This window comes from Pseudomonas germanica (assembly GCF_019614655.1).
In the GTDB taxonomy this organism is placed as follows: Bacteria; Pseudomonadota; Gammaproteobacteria; order Pseudomonadales; family Pseudomonadaceae; genus Aquipseudomonas; species Aquipseudomonas neuropathica.
Map to the genome: position 1 here is coordinate 3698238 of NZ_CP071586.1, position 15513 is coordinate 3713750.

Here is a 15513-nt window from a genome sequence, read left to right on the forward strand (position 1 = left end):
AGTGTAGGAGCTGACGAGTGAAACGAGGCTGCGATCTTTTGCCTTTGCCTTTCAAAAGCAAGATCAAAAGATCGCAGCCTGCGGCAGCTCCTACAGGGGAAAAGCGGGTCAGCTACCAGTGCGTATCTTGTTCCACACCCGCGTGCGGATCCGGTCAATGTTCAACGGCATCGCCTCCAGCGCAAACAGTTTGCCCATCATCTCCGGGCTCGGGTAAACCTTGGTGTCGTTCTTGATCGCCGGGTCGATCAGGCTGTCCGCCTGCTCATTGCCATTGGCGTAGTGCACATAGTTGCTGATGCCGGCCATTACGTCCGGGCGCAGCAGGTAGTTCATGAACGCATAACCGGCCTTCTCGTCCGGCGCATCGACAGGCATGGCGACCATGTCGAACCAGATCGCCGCGCCTTCCTTGGGAATTGCGTAGCCAATGTCGACGCCATTTTTCGCTTCTTTGGCGCGGTTCTCGGCCTGCAGGATGTCGCCGGAGAAACCGACCGCCACGCAGATGTCGCCATTGGCCAGGTCGCTGGTGTATTTCGAGGAATGGAAGTAGCTGACGTACGGCCGCACTTTCATCAGCAGTGCTTCAGCTTTTTTATAGTCTTCGGGATTTTTGCTGTGGTGTGGCAGACCCAGGTAGTTGAGCGCCGCCGGCAGCAATTCCGGGCCGTTGTCGAGGATCGCCACACCGCACTTCTGCAGTTTTTCCATGTACTCGGGCTTGAAGATCAGGTCCCAGGAGTCCACGGGTGCGTTCTCGCCCAGCACCGCTTTGACCTTGGCGATGTTGTAGCCGATGCCGGTGCTGCCCCACAGATAGGGGAAGCCGTGTTCGTTGTTCGGGTCATTGGTCTGCAGCGCTTTGAGCAGCACCGGATTGAGGTTCTTCCAGTTCGGCAGCTGACTCTTGTCGAGCTTCTTCAGCGCCCCGCCCTGAATCTGCCGGGCCATAAAGTGGTTGGACGGAAACACCACGTCGTAACCGGATTTACCGGTCATCAACTTGCCGTCGAGGGTTTCGTTGCTGTCGTAGACGTCATAGGTGACCCCCATGCCCGTCTCTTTTTCGAAGTTCTTGGTGGTGTCCGGCGCAATGTAGTCGGACCAGTTGTAAACCTTGACCGTTTCCGCTGCCTGAGCAAGGGAAACAGCAAGCATCAGCGGTGCCAGAGCGAGGGTCTTGCGGATCATGGATCGATTCCTGTGTGGGTTTTCTTTTTTGTTGGCAGGCAATCAAAGGATCAAACAATCAGAAAATCAGCACGTAGCTCTTGCGCACGGTTTCCTGGATATCCCAGACACCGAGCGTGTTGGCCGGCAACATCAGTGCGTCGCCACCTTGTATGTGCAGGGTTTCGCCGCCACCGTCGGGGGTGAACGTGCAGCGCCCGGAAATGAAATGGCAGAACTCTTGCGCGGTGATTTGCCGACGCCAGCGCCCGGGCGTGCATTCCCAGACGCCGGTTTCGACGCCGTCATCGCGCTCGACGCTGGTGGTCGAAGCAATCGCCACCGGCTCGCCGAGGGGCACGGCCACCGGGTTGGACTCGTCAAGTTGCAATGTCGCGGTGTTTTTGAACTGGGTAATGCTCATGGTCTGACCTGTCTTTTGGGCTTTCTTAAAGTAAATCGACGTTCAATGCATGAAGCCTTCCATGAAACCCGCCACTTGGCTGGCGAGTTTGCGCCGCCAAGGCGCGGTCGCCGGGTTGGCCAGGGTCTGGTCTTCGTGGACGAAACTTTTGATGATCGCGTTGTAGCCCAACCAGCGGCATGGCTCCGGCTCCCAAGCGCGCAGCGCATGAATGCCACCATCCGGCAGCACCCACGGTTGCTGGGTCAGTTCGCTGTCGCGCTCAAGAATCAAGTCCGCCAGGGTGCGCCCGCCGAGATTGCTCGCGCCGACGCCCTCCCCGCCATAACCGCCGGACAGCGCGATGCCATTGGCGCGATCGCAAAGCATGTGCGGTTTGAAGTGCCGGGACATCCCGAGGTTGCCGCCCCAGGCGTGGGTGATCTGCACGTTTTTCAGCTGCGGGAACAGTTCGCCGAACAGATAACGGCGCAACTCGACTTCATCACGAGTCAGATCAAAGTTATGGCGCAGCTTGCCAGCGAACTGGTAACCGCCACGGGCGCCGAAGATCAGCCGATTGTCGGCGCTGCGCTGGCCATAAGTGACCTGACGGCTGAATTCGCTGAACGCCTGACCCCGGCTGAGGCCAATTTCGTCCCAAGTCGCGGCAGACAATGGCTCGGTGGCGACAATCAGGCTTTGCACCGGTAGCTGATAGCGGCCCAGCGGTGGCAAGGTCACCGAATAACCTTCGACGGCTGGCACGATCCAGCGACTGCGCACGCAGGCTTTCGCCGTGCGTAGACTGCCCGACTGCCAATGGGTAACCGGGCTGTTTTCGTAGATCTTCACGCCCATGCTCTGCACGGTGCGCGCCAGGCCGCGTACCAGTTTCGCCGGGTGGATGGTCGCCACGTGCGGCGCGTAAATCCCGCCATAAGGCTTGGCGACGCGGATCTGCTGCGCCAGTTGCTCGGGGCTGAGCCAACGATAATCGTCGTCGGTCAGGCCTTGGGCGTGCAGTTTGCCCAAGTACTCGCGCAGAGAGGCTTCTTGTTCCGGATAACGCGCCGCGCAGTACAACACGCCGCCCTTGCGGTAATCGCAATCGATGCCTTCGCGTTCGAGGACGACGTCCACTTCATCGGGAATGCTGTGCAGCAGATCAAAGGAAGCGCGGCGCTGTTCCGGCGAGAGGCCGGCCAACAACCGATCTTCGCCGAGCAGGTTGCCCATCAACCAGCCGCCATTGCGACCGGAAGCGCCGAAACCGGCGGTCTGTGCTTCGACAATCGCGATGTCGAGTCCCGGCGCGAGTTTCTTCAGGTAGTACGCGGTCCACAGGCCCGTGTAACCGGCGCCGATGATCGCCACGTCGACGTCCAGATCACGCTCAAGCTCGGGCCGCGCGGTCAGCGGCTCATCGAGTTGGTCCATCCACAAACTGATAGTGCGCCACGCCGGCATGCAAGACTCCGCCACTGAAAACCTTCGATGGCGTCGATCCTAGTGGCTGTGCTCAGTGGATGTCTTGCGCGCGTGCCCGCAAAGAAATTTGTTTCGCGTAAGCCTTGGGCGACTGACCGGTGTGCTGACGGAAACAGCTGTAGAACGCCGATAACGAATTGAAACCCGCAGCGAAAGCCAGTTCATCGATGCGCACCGGCGGCGCGGCGTTATCGAGCGAGCGCAGCAGATGTTGCAGGCGCGCCTGATTGACGTAGCGATAGAAACTTTGCCCGAGCACCTGGTTGAGCAGATAGGAAATCTGATTGCGGCTGTACCCGCACTCCTTCGCCACCCGCTGCAAATCGAGTTCGGGATCAAGATACGGCTGTTGCTTTTCGAAATACTGCTGCAGGTCTTCGGCCATAAAGCTCAACTGACGCGGCGACAAGCCCAGGCGACTGACTGCCGGGCGCTGACTTGACGAGGCCTTGCCAGCAGTTTGCGTGCGCACCAGCGAAGCGTATTCGTTGACGCGCCAGATCAGCCCGTCCCTGACCGTGAGCGCCTCGCTGGAGCGAAACGACACCAGACCGTCGCCGCCGCGCAAGGTCACTTCGTATTGGATGAATGCGGTGTTGCCGTCGACGCGAATGCGGTCGCAATGCTCAAGCAGTTCGTCGGATTCTCGCGGCATACTGACGCGCACGTACTCGCGTAACTCGTTGAGGCCGAGCACGCGGTTCTGGAAAAAATCGTTGTACTGAATGTCCGGGTGGTACAGCGCCATGACGCTGTCGAGGTCGCGGTGTTTCCAGCTCAGGTGATAGCGCATGACCGTTGCAGCCGTGGCTTGGGTCTGTTCAGGGCCGTCGTCGTCGGCGTGCATAAAGGGCTCGGCGCAAAAAACCCGAGCTTGCCCAAGTTCGCCACAGGCTTCAATGACTAATCCATAGTGGCGTTTTGGCGATGATTGCGTAGGCCGTGACTTACATCAAAAAATGCGAAGCAATCGCAAAATGAACTGAAAAATCTCACAGGAATTTCACATGCGGATGCTACTTTTAATGTCAGTCACCGGTTGAGCCAATGAAGGCTCTTCCCACCTAACATGAGCAAACGGAAGCGCTCGATGAAGAAGGCGGGCAACATATGAATAAAGGGTCAAGCAAAGTCACGTTTCCCAACGCATGCCAGTTGATGCGCTGGCATTTCCATCCGATGGGTTTCGAGGCAACGATGGACGCACCGGGCAGTATGATCGCCCGACTGTTCGATCGTGCCAGCGGCGAAACCATGATCGCTATCGCCGGGATCCCGTGCGCGACGGTGATGAATGCAGCGGATGTCGAGCGAATCATCGAGGCTGTGGAGGACGAGCTGGAAGCGTTCATTCCTCCGGAGTCTCTCAAGAGTTACGCATAAGTTTATGATTTAAAACGAAAAGCCCGCAGCGATGCGGGCTTTTTTGTGCTTACGCGGTTTGCTTGGCGGCGCGGTGATCAACGAAGAACGGTTTGCCTTTGGCCACCCGGTCGGACGCCCGGGGCATGTTCACCGCTTGCGCTTCCTGCGGTTCGACATACCAGTAGCAATGGCTGACCGCCCGCGTGATGCCGACATACGCCAAGCGCAGGATTTCGTCTTTTTGCGCCGTGTCGTAGGGCTCGCTGTCGCCCGACTTGCCTAGGCCCGCCATGCGATAGACCTGATTCTTGTAGGGCGAACTGGTCAGATGCTGGCAATCGCCGAGCAGAAACACCGCGTCAGCCTGCAAGCCTTTGGCGCTGTGGTAGGTCAGCTGCTTCAGGCGTCGCGCTTCGTACGGCAAGCTCGAATCAACATTAACTACAGACTGAATATGCTCCTCTATCAATAACTTATCGCTGCTTTTTCGATAAAGCATCAAGATTGAGTGACCTTGACGATAATGTTCGGCAAGGCGCTGGCCCAAGCCCTGATCGTCGCGCTCCAGCACATTGACCGGTTGCAACGGCTTGGGTGCGCCGCTGGCCTTGGCTTTTTTGCCCGGGATCGCCGGTGCCGCGCGAACGATATGTTCGGCGGCATCAATGATGTGCTGGTGACTGCGGTAGTTATCACTGAGCATTACCCGCGTAGTGCTCGGCGACGGGAACTCCTTGTCGAACGCCATGAAATAACTCGGCGAACTGCCGCGCCAACCGTAAATCGACTGCCAGTCATCACCGACGCACAGCAACGACGAACGCTGCGCGCCCCGCCCGACGTGCATGGCCGGGCCACGACTGCGGATTTCCGTCAGACTTGCGCGAATCCACGAGACGATCTGTGGCGAAACGTCCTGAAATTCGTCGATCATCAAGTGCGACAACGGCCTGAGTAACTCGTCGCTCAACAGCTTGAGGTTCTCCGGCGAATGCTCGCTGAACAGCGCGAACATGCGGTTGTAGGTCATGATCGGCGGTTTCTGATCGAGCAAATGATCTTCAAAGGCGCGCCAGAACAGACTCAAGGCTTCAAAGAAGAAACGATCCGGGTCGTCCTTGGCGAAACTCATGCGACCGACCGCGTCAGGCACATCCAGGCCGAGGTTCTCGATGAAGCCTGCCGCCGCCACAAAACAGTCGAGCAATGGCGCGGAAGCCAGCTCACCCTTGACCTTGTAATCGAAGCCCGGCCCGGCACTGGCATCGCCTGCCAAAGTAGCCAGAACACGTTTTGATGACTCATAACTATCAAGCCAAATCAAAGGCTTACGACAGAAAGCTTGAAACAGGGTGCGCTTGACTGCCCACTCTGCGCGCACGCTGAGCTTGGCGTTTGGCCGACTGACCTGCGGGTTTTCCCGCGGATCGAAACCGAGCACCACCCACGCATCCAAGCTCGGAATGTAACCATGACAATGAAATTTCGCGCCGTTGATATCGAAACTCTGCCGATTCGGCTCAATGCCCTTGATCGGCCAAGCACCCGCGCGGAACCACAGATCTTCGATGGCGTCGCACAGCTCTTCGTCGCGCTGGGATGCCAGCTCCGTTACCGCGACGCGCTTCTGCACATCCGGGTGATCACGCTCCAGCTCCTTGAGCTGCAAACCCGCGCGCGACAGTGGCTGAATCAGATGTCGAAAACGCTCGTCCTCGTTGAACAAGCGGTGATAGCAGGCGTTGAGTTGCTGACGTTGCGCATCGTTGATGCGCAGGTCGAACGGATTACTGTCGACCTCCTCCTCAGCACCCTGAACTCGATGACTGAGGTTTTCAAAGGCCTGCAAGCGCTCGAAACCCGGCAAGCTGCGCACCATCGGCAGAATGCGCGAGTGGAAGGTACGCACCAGTTCGCGTGCCTGGCGCAGGTTCAGCGCGTGCCCCCAGAGCGCGAACAGCTCGATCAGTTTGTTGATGAAATCCTTGCGCGACTCGCGGGTGAAGGTCACTACGGTCATCGAATCCAGCTCAAAACCCAGATAGTGGTTGAGCAACAGAATACGCAGAACCAGCGTGGTGGACTTACCCGCGCCCGCGCCGGCAACCACTGAGGTTGACGGGGTTTCGCTGAAAATCATCTTCCATTGCGCGGTACTTGGCTGAGCATGCTCAGGCAACAAACGGGCAACATCGGCCTTCATGCGTTTTTTCAGCTCGGCCGTCAACGGCAGGCGCCAATCATCGAACAGATGATTGTCGACGTTGGGCGGGCGATGCTCGGTGTTGCGACTGTCACGGATCAGCAGCACCTGCCGGCCCTCTTCCAGCCCCTCAAGCTTGCCTTCCTTAAAGCCATATTCGACGCCAGCGGTATGGCCACTGCGGAAACCATCGGCCTGACCGTGCAACCACGACGCACGGTGCTGCGCGCGCAGTCGGGTCAAACCGTGGCCGAAGAAGCGTGCAGCCAGGCGTTTGAACCATGGCATCTCGGCCAAGGGGCGAAGTTCGGGAGGAAGATCGGGGGTGTGTTGCGCCACGCTGACGGGCTCCAGTGTGTGAGGCTGTTGCGGCTATGGTGTCTGTATTTGCCGCTCAGTTCTAGCGAAATGCTTTCAGGTCATTGGTTTAGGCGATGAACTGAAGGTGGGATGAGATGCTTCACAACTATTTTCTTATCGAGTATTTCGATTATAACGCCGCACTTTTTACGCTTTTTATCGATTATTGACTGATAGATGATGGCCGTCATAAACCACCGGTCCCGCGTCGGGTGCGCCCTTCACACCTCGCGTCGAACCTTTTGAGGAGACGATCATGCTTGAACTCAGACCCTTCAGCTCGCTGGGCGGCGCCCATCACGGCTGGCTGGATGCCCATCACCACTTTTCGTTCGCCGAGTACTACGACCCGCAGCGCATGAGCTGGGGCAACCTGCGGGTGTGGAACGATGACGTGATCGCAGCCGGCACTGGCTTTCCCCAGCATCCGCATCGCGACATGGAAATCATCACGTATGTTCGTGAAGGTGCTATCACTCACCAGGACAACCTGGGCAACAAGGGCCGCACCGAAGCTGGCGACGTGCAGGTAATGAGCGCGGGTACCGGCATCGCTCACAGCGAATACAACCTGGAAGCCAAGGACACCAAGATCTTCCAGATCTGGATCCTGCCAACGGAAACCGGCGCACCGCCCTCCTGGGGTGCCAAACCGTTCCCGAAAGGCCAGCGCGAAGGTTTTGTCACCTTGGCCAGCGGCAAGGACGGCGATGACCAGAGCCTGCGGATTCGCGCTGATGCGCGATTGGTCGCAGCCAACCTCAAGGCGGGCGAAACTGCCGAATATTATCTGGATGAAGGCCGTCGCGCCTACCTGGTGCCGGCCACTGGCCTGATTGAAGTCAACGGCTTGCGCGCACAAGCTCGAGACGGCGTGGCGGTAGCGCAGGAACGGGTGCTGAGCGTTACGGCCCTTGAGGACAGCGAAATCGTCCTGGTGGATCTGGCCTGATGGCTTGAATGGCAGGCAAAAAAAGGGGCAACCATCACGGTTGCCCCTTTTTTCATGCGCTCGCCAACATCATCAGCCGGCGATTGCGCCATCCACCAGCGCCTGCGCTTCGACGACCAATTGCTTGAGGTGGTCGTCACCGATGAAGCTTTCGGCGTAGATCTTGTAGATGTCTTCAGTGCCCGACGGACGCGCGGCGAACCAGCCATTTTCCGTCATCACTTTCAGACCGCCAATCGCCTGATCGTTGCCCGGTGCATGGCTGAGAATGCTCTGGATCTTCTCGCCAGCCAGTTCGGTCGAAGTGACCTGTGCAGGCGACAACTTGCTCAGCAACGCTTTCTGCTCCGGATTGGCCTTGGCGTCGACACGTACCGAGAACGGCTCGCCCAGCTCATCGGTCAAAGCCTTGTAGGCCTGGCTCGGATCGCGACCGGTGCGTGCGGTCATTTCAGCGGCGAGCAACGCAGGGATCAGACCGTCCTTGTCGGTGCTCCACACGCCACCGTCCTTGCGCAGGAACGATGCGCCCGCGCTCTCTTCGCCACCGAAGCCGAGCGAGCCATCGAACAGTCCGTCGGCGAACCATTTGAAACCGACCGGAACTTCGTACAGACGACGCCCCAAGCGCTTGGCCACGCGATCGATCAGACCGCTGCTGACCACGGTTTTACCCACGCCGGCATCCGCACGCCATTGCGGGCGGTTCTGGAACAGGTAATCGATCGATACGGCCAGATAGTTGTTCGGCGCAAGCAGCCCACCGGACGGCGTGACGATACCGTGGCGATCGTGATCCGGGTCGCAAGCGAAGGCCACGTCGAAACGTTCTTTGAGACCGATCAGGCCTTGCATCGCGTGGCTGGACGACGGGTCCATGCGAATCTGGCCATCCCAGTCGACAGTCATGAAACGGAACGTCGCGTCGACTTCCTTGTTCACCACTTGCAGATCGAGGCGGTAATGCTCGGCAATCGCCGACCAGTAGCGCACCCCTGCTCCACCCAGCGGATCAACGCCCAGACGCAGCTTGGCGTCACGGATGGCGTCGAAGTCGATCACGTTGATCAGGTCGGCGACGTAGGTGTTCACGTAGTCATGACGATGCGTGGTGCTGGCCTTGAGCGCCTGTTCGTAGCTGATGCGCTTCACACCGGCCAGCTTGTTGGCCAGCAATTCATTGGCTTTGGCTTCGATCCACTTGGTGATGTGGGTATCGGCCGGCCCGCCGTTGGTTGGGTTGTACTTGTACCCACCGCTTTGTGGCGGGTTGTGCGACGGCGTGATGACGATGCCGTCAGCCAGGCCCGAAGTACGGCCACGGTTGTAGCACAGAATGGCGTGGGAAATGGCGGGTGTCGGCGTGTACTCATCACCTTCGGCAATCATCACGGTCACACCGTTGGCGGCCAGGACTTCCAGCGCGCTGGCGCCGGCCGGAGTCGACAATGCGTGGGTGTCGATGCCGACAAACAGCGGCCCGGTGATCCCTTGGGCTTCGCGGTACAGACAGATCGCCTGGCTGATGGCCAGAACGTGCCACTCGTTGAAACTCAAGTCGAACGAGCTGCCCCGGTGCCCGGACGTACCGAACGCCACACGCTGAGTGGAAATCGAGGCGTCGGGCTGTCCAGTGTAGTAAGCCGTTACCAGTCGCGGGATATCGACCAACAATTCTGCCGGTGCCGGTTTGCCCGCAAAAGGACTGAGTGTCATGCAAAACCTCTGAAATAGAGTGGTTCAGGAATAGAGCGCAGTTTACTGGCAGTTTGACCGCAGTGCGATGCGATCTATCCGGGACTCTCCCGATGTTTTTTAACGTTAGTCAGCAGGTGCAAGGCGCAAGGCGTCACCGATTAGCCCGACCACACTGGCCAGGTCATGGTCACCATGGCTCAGCGGGCTCAACCGCAGATGATGCGCATGCAGGCTTTGCAGGCTGAATAGCTCGCCAGGTGCAATAACGATCTGCTGCCTGAGCAATCGCTGGAAGACCTGCGCCATGTTCACTGGTCGCAGCGAATGTACCCACACGGTCGCGCCACCCTCGGGCTCGACAACCTGCATCGCATCGCCAAGACGTTCGCGCAACAACTCGATCAATTGCGTACGACGCTCCTTGAGCATTCGCCGCAATACCAATAAATGCTGATCCAGTCGGCCGCCCCCCAACAACCTGGCAATGGCTTTCTGGCGAATCGGCGACAACCGAAACGCGCGCAACAGGAAATGCCGCTGCAACTCACTGCGCCAATGACGCGACAGCACATAACCGAAAGGCGCCTCGGCCCCGACGAACTTTTCGAACGTGGAAAACACCACTAAACGATCGGGGTCCAGCCAGTCGCGCATCCGTTGCGCGTCATTGCCTTCATGGAGTTCGCTGTAACAATCGTTTTCCAGCACCCAGGTACCATGACGTCCAAGCAAATGCGCGACTGCCTGCTGGTTGCTCAGCGGTAGAAGACTGCCCCGGGGCATGCTCAACACTGACGACAAAAGCATCAAACGCACCGTCTCGCTCTTGAGCACCGACTCCAGCCGCTGAAGATCAATCATGCCCCCGGGGAGCAACGGCAACTCGATGACCCGTACTTTGGCGGCCTCAAGCAGACGCAGGATCACCCAGTCACAGGGCGATTCGACGACCACGGTGGCCCGACGCAACTCAAGCACGGAAATCAGAATTTCCAATACACCGCGCAGGTCTGCGCCGATATAGACGTCATCCGCACGCCAGTAATTGGCCGTGGATGAGGTGTAGCGGGCGGCCAGCACCGTGCGCAACTCCAGCTCTCCACAAGGTTGCACCAACGCATGTGGCTGACGCGGATATTGACGCAGCAATTCCCGCTCCAACATCAATAACGGGCTGTCCAGTGGCTGTAGCGAGGCCGGCTCATCGGCGCTCAGCACGCACATGCCCGGGCGCCTGGCATTGACGTAAACGGTTTCCAGCAGATCACTGCCGCTATCCGGCGAATCCATCATGTGCAGCGCTTGCGCGTAGTACCCGGACTTGGCAATTGAATAAACTCGACCTTCCTTTTCCAGCAGCGAGTAGGCGTACTGGACGGTCGAGATCGACACATTGAGCCGGTCAGACAATTGCCGGAGTGAGGGCAGGCGCACCGCCCCGCTGTTCCCCGCCTCATCTATCAGCAGCGTCAGGTATCGATAAACCGCCTGATAAACGAAGTCATTCTCCCTCGACCCCTTCACAACCCCGTATCCGTGGGCATGGGTTCATCTCCAGGCAAGCGGCTCACGATCAACCTTCCGCCGATCGATCAGCGGTCGGCTCGGCCGCCGCGTCAACCGCATCGACGCTCTGCGCGGCCGATTCTCCAGGCGCAGACATACGAACCGGCCCCATTGCATACAAACGCACAATCAACCTGACCGGCAGCCCACTGACATCCGTCATCCATTTCATGACCTGTTCCGGCGCATGCAGGCCCTGCATCGCCCGGTGCAGATCCGGCAATGCCACCAACATGCCGGGGTGACAATTGCGCAAGAATCGCTCAAGTCCGGCCCCCGCATTAATGAACGGTGAAAACAACAGGCACGTCAGCTGGATTTCATTCAGTTCAAAACTGGCCAGCAGAGAGCTTTCCGCCTGGGCGCGCAGATTCCCGGGCTCCTGCAGATTGTCGAAGCTGACCAGCAACTGTTCGCATACCGGTTCAGGGACCTGTTTTTGCCGCATCGTTATCAGGCTGCTTTTGAGGTAATCACCGACGCCGTCCTCATAGTTTCGCTCCTCGATGATTTGCGCCTGCAAACCTCGTAAATGCGCAGCCACCTTAGGCTCTACGTGTTCGTCATCACCTTGATAAAGCGTCAGATCGTCAACCTGAAACCCCAGAAAATCACTCAACAAAGGCCAGCGCTCTTCGAGTTTGCCGACAATCATGTCGTTGATACTGATAAAGCTGGTACGCCGACAGGCCTCGAATTGCCCCTCCGGACGCCACGCCACCCGCTCCTCTTCGGGATAAAACTCACGGTAATAATCACCACCCAGCCCGTCGAGCAGCGTAAACAGCATTTCAAAGCCGCAAGAACTCACCGGTGGGGCGGCAATCTCAGCCTTCTGCGCGGCACGCCCCAGCCCTTCGAGGAAGATGCTCTGTCGACGCGGGGACTCACTGCCGACCATGGCATCGACGCCATTGTTCCAGCGGGCCACCTGACCATAGAACTCGGCAGTTGCCAGATAAGCGTCATCCCATAGCTCAAGCGGTTCATTCCAGGTTCTGCGATGCCCGATCAGCAGCAGGTTGATACGGTTGGCCTCGCGACCGGCTTCGCTTATGGGTAACTGGTGATCAAACGGCAATACCTCGCGGTGGTCGACCATCACCAGTTCTACCCGGGGATCGTCATACAGAAACAGTGCGCTGTAGCTGCGATGCATGTTTTGCAGGGACACCTGGCTGCTGCCGTTCCAGCGCAGATTGGCCACCCGCAACTGAAAGGTCGCGGGTGAACGGCCAGCGATGGTCAACTGCGCCGCCCGCAGTAACGCCAGCGTGTAACAACTGTCGCGCGACCCTGACTGGTTCACCAGCACCTTGAAATGACCGATGTTCTCCATGCCGCCGGCGGCCACTGCCAGTCGCTGGATCAGCAGCTGCAGCGCCGTGCGTTCTGCGCGCGAGAAGAAACTCAGCAAACGTTGCAATACTTGCTGGTAGACATAGTTCATTGCCTGATCATGGATCGTGCTCATCGGTATTTACCCGGTATAAAAAGTTTCATGCCGCGCAGACTGACACATCAGCCAAGCGACAATTGATCAATAAGTAATAGACGCTCAGATGCTAACACTTACAAGTTTGAAGTTATTTGAAACACTTGAACTGACAAAGCGCCTTCAGTCGTCCAAAAACAGCCTCAAACCACTGTAATTGTTGGAATATTTTTTTCGGAACGCAGTCCTAGGAAATTTCCCACAGGGTCCCACGCCAAGTGAGCACAAGAAAAAGAGAAGCAGTTTCCGAATAGCCCTACAACAATTAAACAGAAGTTGCCGCGATCAACGGTTTTCGACGCGTTATATCGAACAGGACAAATTGAATGCACAGACATGGCTCATTCCTTGAGATGAAAGTAATCATTCAATTATCAGGGCTTATATTGTGATTAGAAGATACAGATAGAGAGCAAAAACCAGTTCAGTTGCTGAACGGGCCCGGGCATAGCGCCAGGGAGCTCGGTTTTTCAGGGGGAAGGTAAACGCACAAGAGTCCGTGGGGCCACGGACTCTGATTAAAGGGGCTTACGCCGGTTCGACCTGCAGAGCGACCCGTTCGCGGCATGGGCATTCGTCCATGTAACGATGCGCTTCGACGAACTCGTTGAACGGAAATACACGCGTCTTGAGCGGCAGCAGCACGCGGTCAGCGGTCAACTGGTTGATGTCACGCAAGGCACGTTGCAAAGCGACGTGATCCTGAGTGATGCCCAATTCCGGTTTGCCGGTGAAGTTGCCGATGCAGTGCACAAAGAACTGGATGTTCTTCTGGAACGCTGCGCAGGCTGGGAACGGCGTCTGGTTGCCGCCTTGCAAGCCGTATAACACCAGGCTGCCACGTGGCGCCAGCACATCGCCCAACAGCGACATCTGCGGGCCGCCGAGACCGTCGAACACCACGTCGACACCACGGTTGTCGGTGATCTTGTTGATTCGCATCAACAGATCTTCCTCTTCGGTGACGATGACCTTTTCCGCACCAAGGGACAGCAGGTACTCGCGTTCCTCGGCTTCCTTGGTCGCGGCAATCACCCGTACGCCCATCGCCTTGCCCAACTGGACAAACGAAGGACCGGCGCAATGGCTGGCGTCAGTAACCAGTGCGAACTGCCCCGGCTTGACCCGCGCCAGATCGGCGTAGGCAAAGTAGGCGATCAGCAGCGGCGTGTAGTGCACGCTGGCTTCGATCGGGCTGAGCACATCCGGATAACGGGTCAGCGCGGTACGTGGCAGTACGATCGACTCGCCGTAAACCGGGTAGTCGTTCGGGCTTTCAGCCGGGAAACTGGCAACCTTGTCACCAACGGACAGGTCCTCGACATCGGCACCGACAGCAGTGACGACACCGGCCATTTCATGGCCGAGGCCCGATGGCAGACGTGCCTGGGACGAAGCCAGGTTCTGACGCCAGAGGGTGTCGTACCAGCTGATGCCGATCGCCTCGACACGCACCTGCACTTCGCCAGGACCTGGCTGAGCGGCCGCATGCTCTTCGCATTTGAGCACCTCGGCCGGACCAAACTTGTGAAAACGGATCGTGCGGGACATCGCAAACCTCGTCAAAGTAACCTCTAATGCCCTGAACTCTATCTGGGCTTTTGACCCAAGACTATCAGTGGCTATTAATAGTCGACATGCCTGTCATTGATTCCGCACCAGGGGCGGCATTGGCAAAATCCATGAAAAAACTGCTGCCAACGTCTCACTCAAGCTGAATTTTCCGGTGCAGAGTACCAGCCTTTCCCCGTAAGATTCATGCCGGCCATTGTTCTCATATGGCCGCTCTCGTCAAGCTTGATGACTCTGCCAGGACTCCAGATGAATCGTAATGACCTGCGTCGTGTCGACCTGAACCTGTTGATCGTATTCGAAACATTGATGCACGAACGCAGTGTGACCCGGGCGGCAGAAAAGCTCTTTCTCGGTCAGCCAGCAATCAGTGCGGCCCTTTCGCGCCTGCGCAGCCTGTTCGATGACCCGCTATTTGTGCGCACCGGGCGCAGCATGGAACCGTCCGCCCGCGCGGTGGAAATCTTCGCCCTGCTCTCGCCGGCCCTCGATTCGATTTCGACCGCCGTCAGCCGTGCGGCCGAATTCGACCCGGCGACCAGCACCTCGGTATTTCGCATTGGCCTATCCGACGACGTCGAATTCGCCCTGCTGCCGATGCTGCTCAAGCGCCTGCGCGCGGAAGCACCGGGAATCGTGCTGGTGATCCGTCGCGTCAATTACATATTGATGCCGGGCCTGCTGGCTTCCGGCGAGATATCCATTGGCGTCAGCTACACCACAGACCTGCCGGCCAACGCCAAGCGCAAGGTCCTGCGCCGCAGCGCGCCAAAATTGCTGCGCGCCGATACCGTGCCGGGGCCGTTGAGCCTTGATGACTACTGCGCGCGTCCGCATGCGCTGGTGTCGTTTGCTGGCGATCTCAGTGGCTTTATTGATGAAGAGCTGGAGAAACTGGGGCGCAAACGCCATGTAGTGCTGGCCGTGCCGCAGTTCAACGGATTGAGTACGTTGCTGGCGGGCACTGACATCGTTGCGACCGTGCCGGATTACACGGCGGACGCGTTGACGGCGGCTGGTGGGGTTCGGGCGGAAGATCCGCCGTTGCCGACGCGCACATTTGAACTGCACATGGCGTGGCGTGGGTCGCAGGATAATGATCCGGGTGAGCGGTGGTTGCGGTCGCGGATTCAGATGTTTTTTGGCGATCCAGATAGCCTGTGAATCCGCGCTGGCAGTTCTGAATATTATTGAACGCAAGCGTAGCTTGCGGCATTCTTCGCAACGAAATTTCC

General features: G+C 58.2%; 12 protein-coding genes. 3 read left to right on the forward strand and 9 right to left on the reverse strand.

Annotated elements, in window-relative coordinates; translation table 11 throughout:
• Window positions 1-108: 108 nt before the first annotated feature.
• The 4 genes from J0G10_RS16495 to J0G10_RS16510 are packed head-to-tail and all read right to left on the reverse strand — an operon-like array spanning window position 109 to window position 3914.
• A complete protein-coding gene (locus tag J0G10_RS16495; RefSeq protein ID WP_095049083.1) occupies window positions 109-1194 on the reverse strand; it encodes a polyamine ABC transporter substrate-binding protein in 1086 nt (361 codons plus the stop codon).
• A 58-nt stretch (window positions 1195-1252) separates the two neighbouring features.
• Window positions 1253-1597 carry a cupin domain-containing protein gene (locus J0G10_RS16500; RefSeq protein ID WP_034154173.1) on the reverse strand — a complete coding sequence of 115 codons (345 nt, stop codon included), beginning with the start codon at window positions 1595-1597 and terminating at the stop codon, window positions 1253-1255.
• Window positions 1598-1639: 42 nt separating this feature from the next.
• Window positions 1640-3046: an NAD(P)/FAD-dependent oxidoreductase gene (locus tag J0G10_RS16505; protein ID WP_220556249.1), complete on the reverse strand. Its 1407-nt coding sequence runs from the start codon at window positions 3044-3046 to the stop codon at window positions 1640-1642.
• 52 nt (window positions 3047-3098) lie between these two features.
• Window positions 3099-3914, reverse strand: a complete 816-nt coding sequence (locus J0G10_RS16510; RefSeq protein WP_095049085.1) for a helix-turn-helix domain-containing protein — start codon at window positions 3912-3914, stop codon at window positions 3099-3101.
• Between the two features lie 263 nt (window positions 3915-4177).
• Between J0G10_RS16510 and J0G10_RS16515 the strand changes: the two genes are divergently transcribed.
• Window positions 4178-4450 (forward strand): DUF1652 domain-containing protein, encoded by a 273-nt coding sequence (locus J0G10_RS16515; RefSeq protein ID WP_025109621.1) that lies wholly within the window; start codon window positions 4178-4180, stop codon window positions 4448-4450.
• A 49-nt stretch (window positions 4451-4499) separates the two neighbouring features.
• Here the strand turns inward: J0G10_RS16515 and J0G10_RS16520 are convergent, their stop codons facing one another.
• Complete coding sequence (locus J0G10_RS16520) at window positions 4500-6974, reverse strand: UvrD-helicase domain-containing protein (RefSeq protein WP_220556250.1); 2475 nt, start codon at window positions 6972-6974, stop codon at window positions 4500-4502.
• Between the two features lie 277 nt (window positions 6975-7251).
• Here J0G10_RS16520 and J0G10_RS16525 point away from each other — a divergent pair, with 277 nt between their 5' ends.
• A complete protein-coding gene (locus J0G10_RS16525) occupies window positions 7252-7947 on the forward strand; it encodes a pirin family protein (RefSeq protein ID WP_220556251.1) in 696 nt (231 codons plus the stop codon).
• 72 nt (window positions 7948-8019) lie between these two features.
• On the opposite strand, the gene pgm is transcribed toward J0G10_RS16525, so the two are convergent.
• From pgm to J0G10_RS16545, 4 genes are all read right to left on the reverse strand, one after another.
• Window positions 8020-9663, reverse strand: coding sequence for a phosphoglucomutase (alpha-D-glucose-1,6-bisphosphate-dependent) (gene pgm / locus J0G10_RS16530; protein ID WP_095126062.1), 1644 nt, complete (start codon window positions 9661-9663; stop codon window positions 8020-8022).
• Window positions 9664-9768: 105 nt separating this feature from the next.
• On the reverse strand, window positions 9769-11169 hold the full coding sequence (locus J0G10_RS16535; protein WP_220556252.1) for an aminotransferase-like domain-containing protein: 1401 nt from the start codon (window positions 11167-11169) through the stop codon (window positions 9769-9771).
• Between the two features lie 49 nt (window positions 11170-11218).
• The gene (locus tag J0G10_RS16540) at window positions 11219-12685 is read right to left on the reverse strand and encodes a hypothetical protein (protein ID WP_220556253.1); all 1467 of its coding nucleotides are present in this window, start codon (window positions 12683-12685) and stop codon (window positions 11219-11221) included.
• Between the two features lie 549 nt (window positions 12686-13234).
• Entirely contained in the window at window positions 13235-14257 is a 1023-nt protein-coding gene (locus J0G10_RS16545) for a zinc-dependent alcohol dehydrogenase family protein (RefSeq protein ID WP_007914918.1), read from the reverse strand.
• 270 nt (window positions 14258-14527) lie between these two features.
• Here J0G10_RS16545 and J0G10_RS16550 point away from each other — a divergent pair, with 270 nt between their 5' ends.
• On the forward strand, window positions 14528-15442 hold the full coding sequence (locus tag J0G10_RS16550) for a LysR family transcriptional regulator (RefSeq protein ID WP_093431295.1): 915 nt from the start codon (window positions 14528-14530) through the stop codon (window positions 15440-15442).
• Window positions 15443-15513 lie beyond the last annotated feature (71 nt).

What these genes read in the sequence shown, in the direction of transcription:
- J0G10_RS16495 (WP_095049083.1), bottom strand. Translation starts at nt 1,194, where the DNA reads ATGATCCGCAAGACCCTCGCTCTGGCACCGCTGATGCTTGCTGTTTCC.
- J0G10_RS16505 (WP_220556249.1), bottom strand. Translation starts at nt 3,046, where the DNA reads ATGCCGGCGTGGCGCACTATCAGTTTGTGGATGGACCAACTCGATGAG.
- J0G10_RS16540 (WP_220556253.1), bottom strand. Translation starts at nt 12,685, where the DNA reads ATGAGCACGATCCATGATCAGGCAATGAACTATGTCTACCAGCAAGTA.
- J0G10_RS16500 (WP_034154173.1), bottom strand. Translation starts at nt 1,597, where the DNA reads ATGAGCATTACCCAGTTCAAAAACACCGCGACATTGCAACTTGACGAG.
- J0G10_RS16545 (WP_007914918.1), bottom strand. Translation starts at nt 14,257, where the DNA reads ATGTCCCGCACGATCCGTTTTCACAAGTTTGGTCCGGCCGAGGTGCTC.
- J0G10_RS16525 (WP_220556251.1), top strand. Translation starts at nt 7,252, where the DNA reads ATGCTTGAACTCAGACCCTTCAGCTCGCTGGGCGGCGCCCATCACGGC.
- J0G10_RS16510 (WP_095049085.1), bottom strand. Translation starts at nt 3,914, where the DNA reads ATGCACGCCGACGACGACGGCCCTGAACAGACCCAAGCCACGGCTGCA.
- J0G10_RS16515 (WP_025109621.1), top strand. Translation starts at nt 4,178, where the DNA reads ATGAATAAAGGGTCAAGCAAAGTCACGTTTCCCAACGCATGCCAGTTG.
- J0G10_RS16550 (WP_093431295.1), top strand. Translation starts at nt 14,528, where the DNA reads ATGAATCGTAATGACCTGCGTCGTGTCGACCTGAACCTGTTGATCGTA.
- pgm (WP_095126062.1), bottom strand. Translation starts at nt 9,663, where the DNA reads ATGACACTCAGTCCTTTTGCGGGCAAACCGGCACCGGCAGAATTGTTG.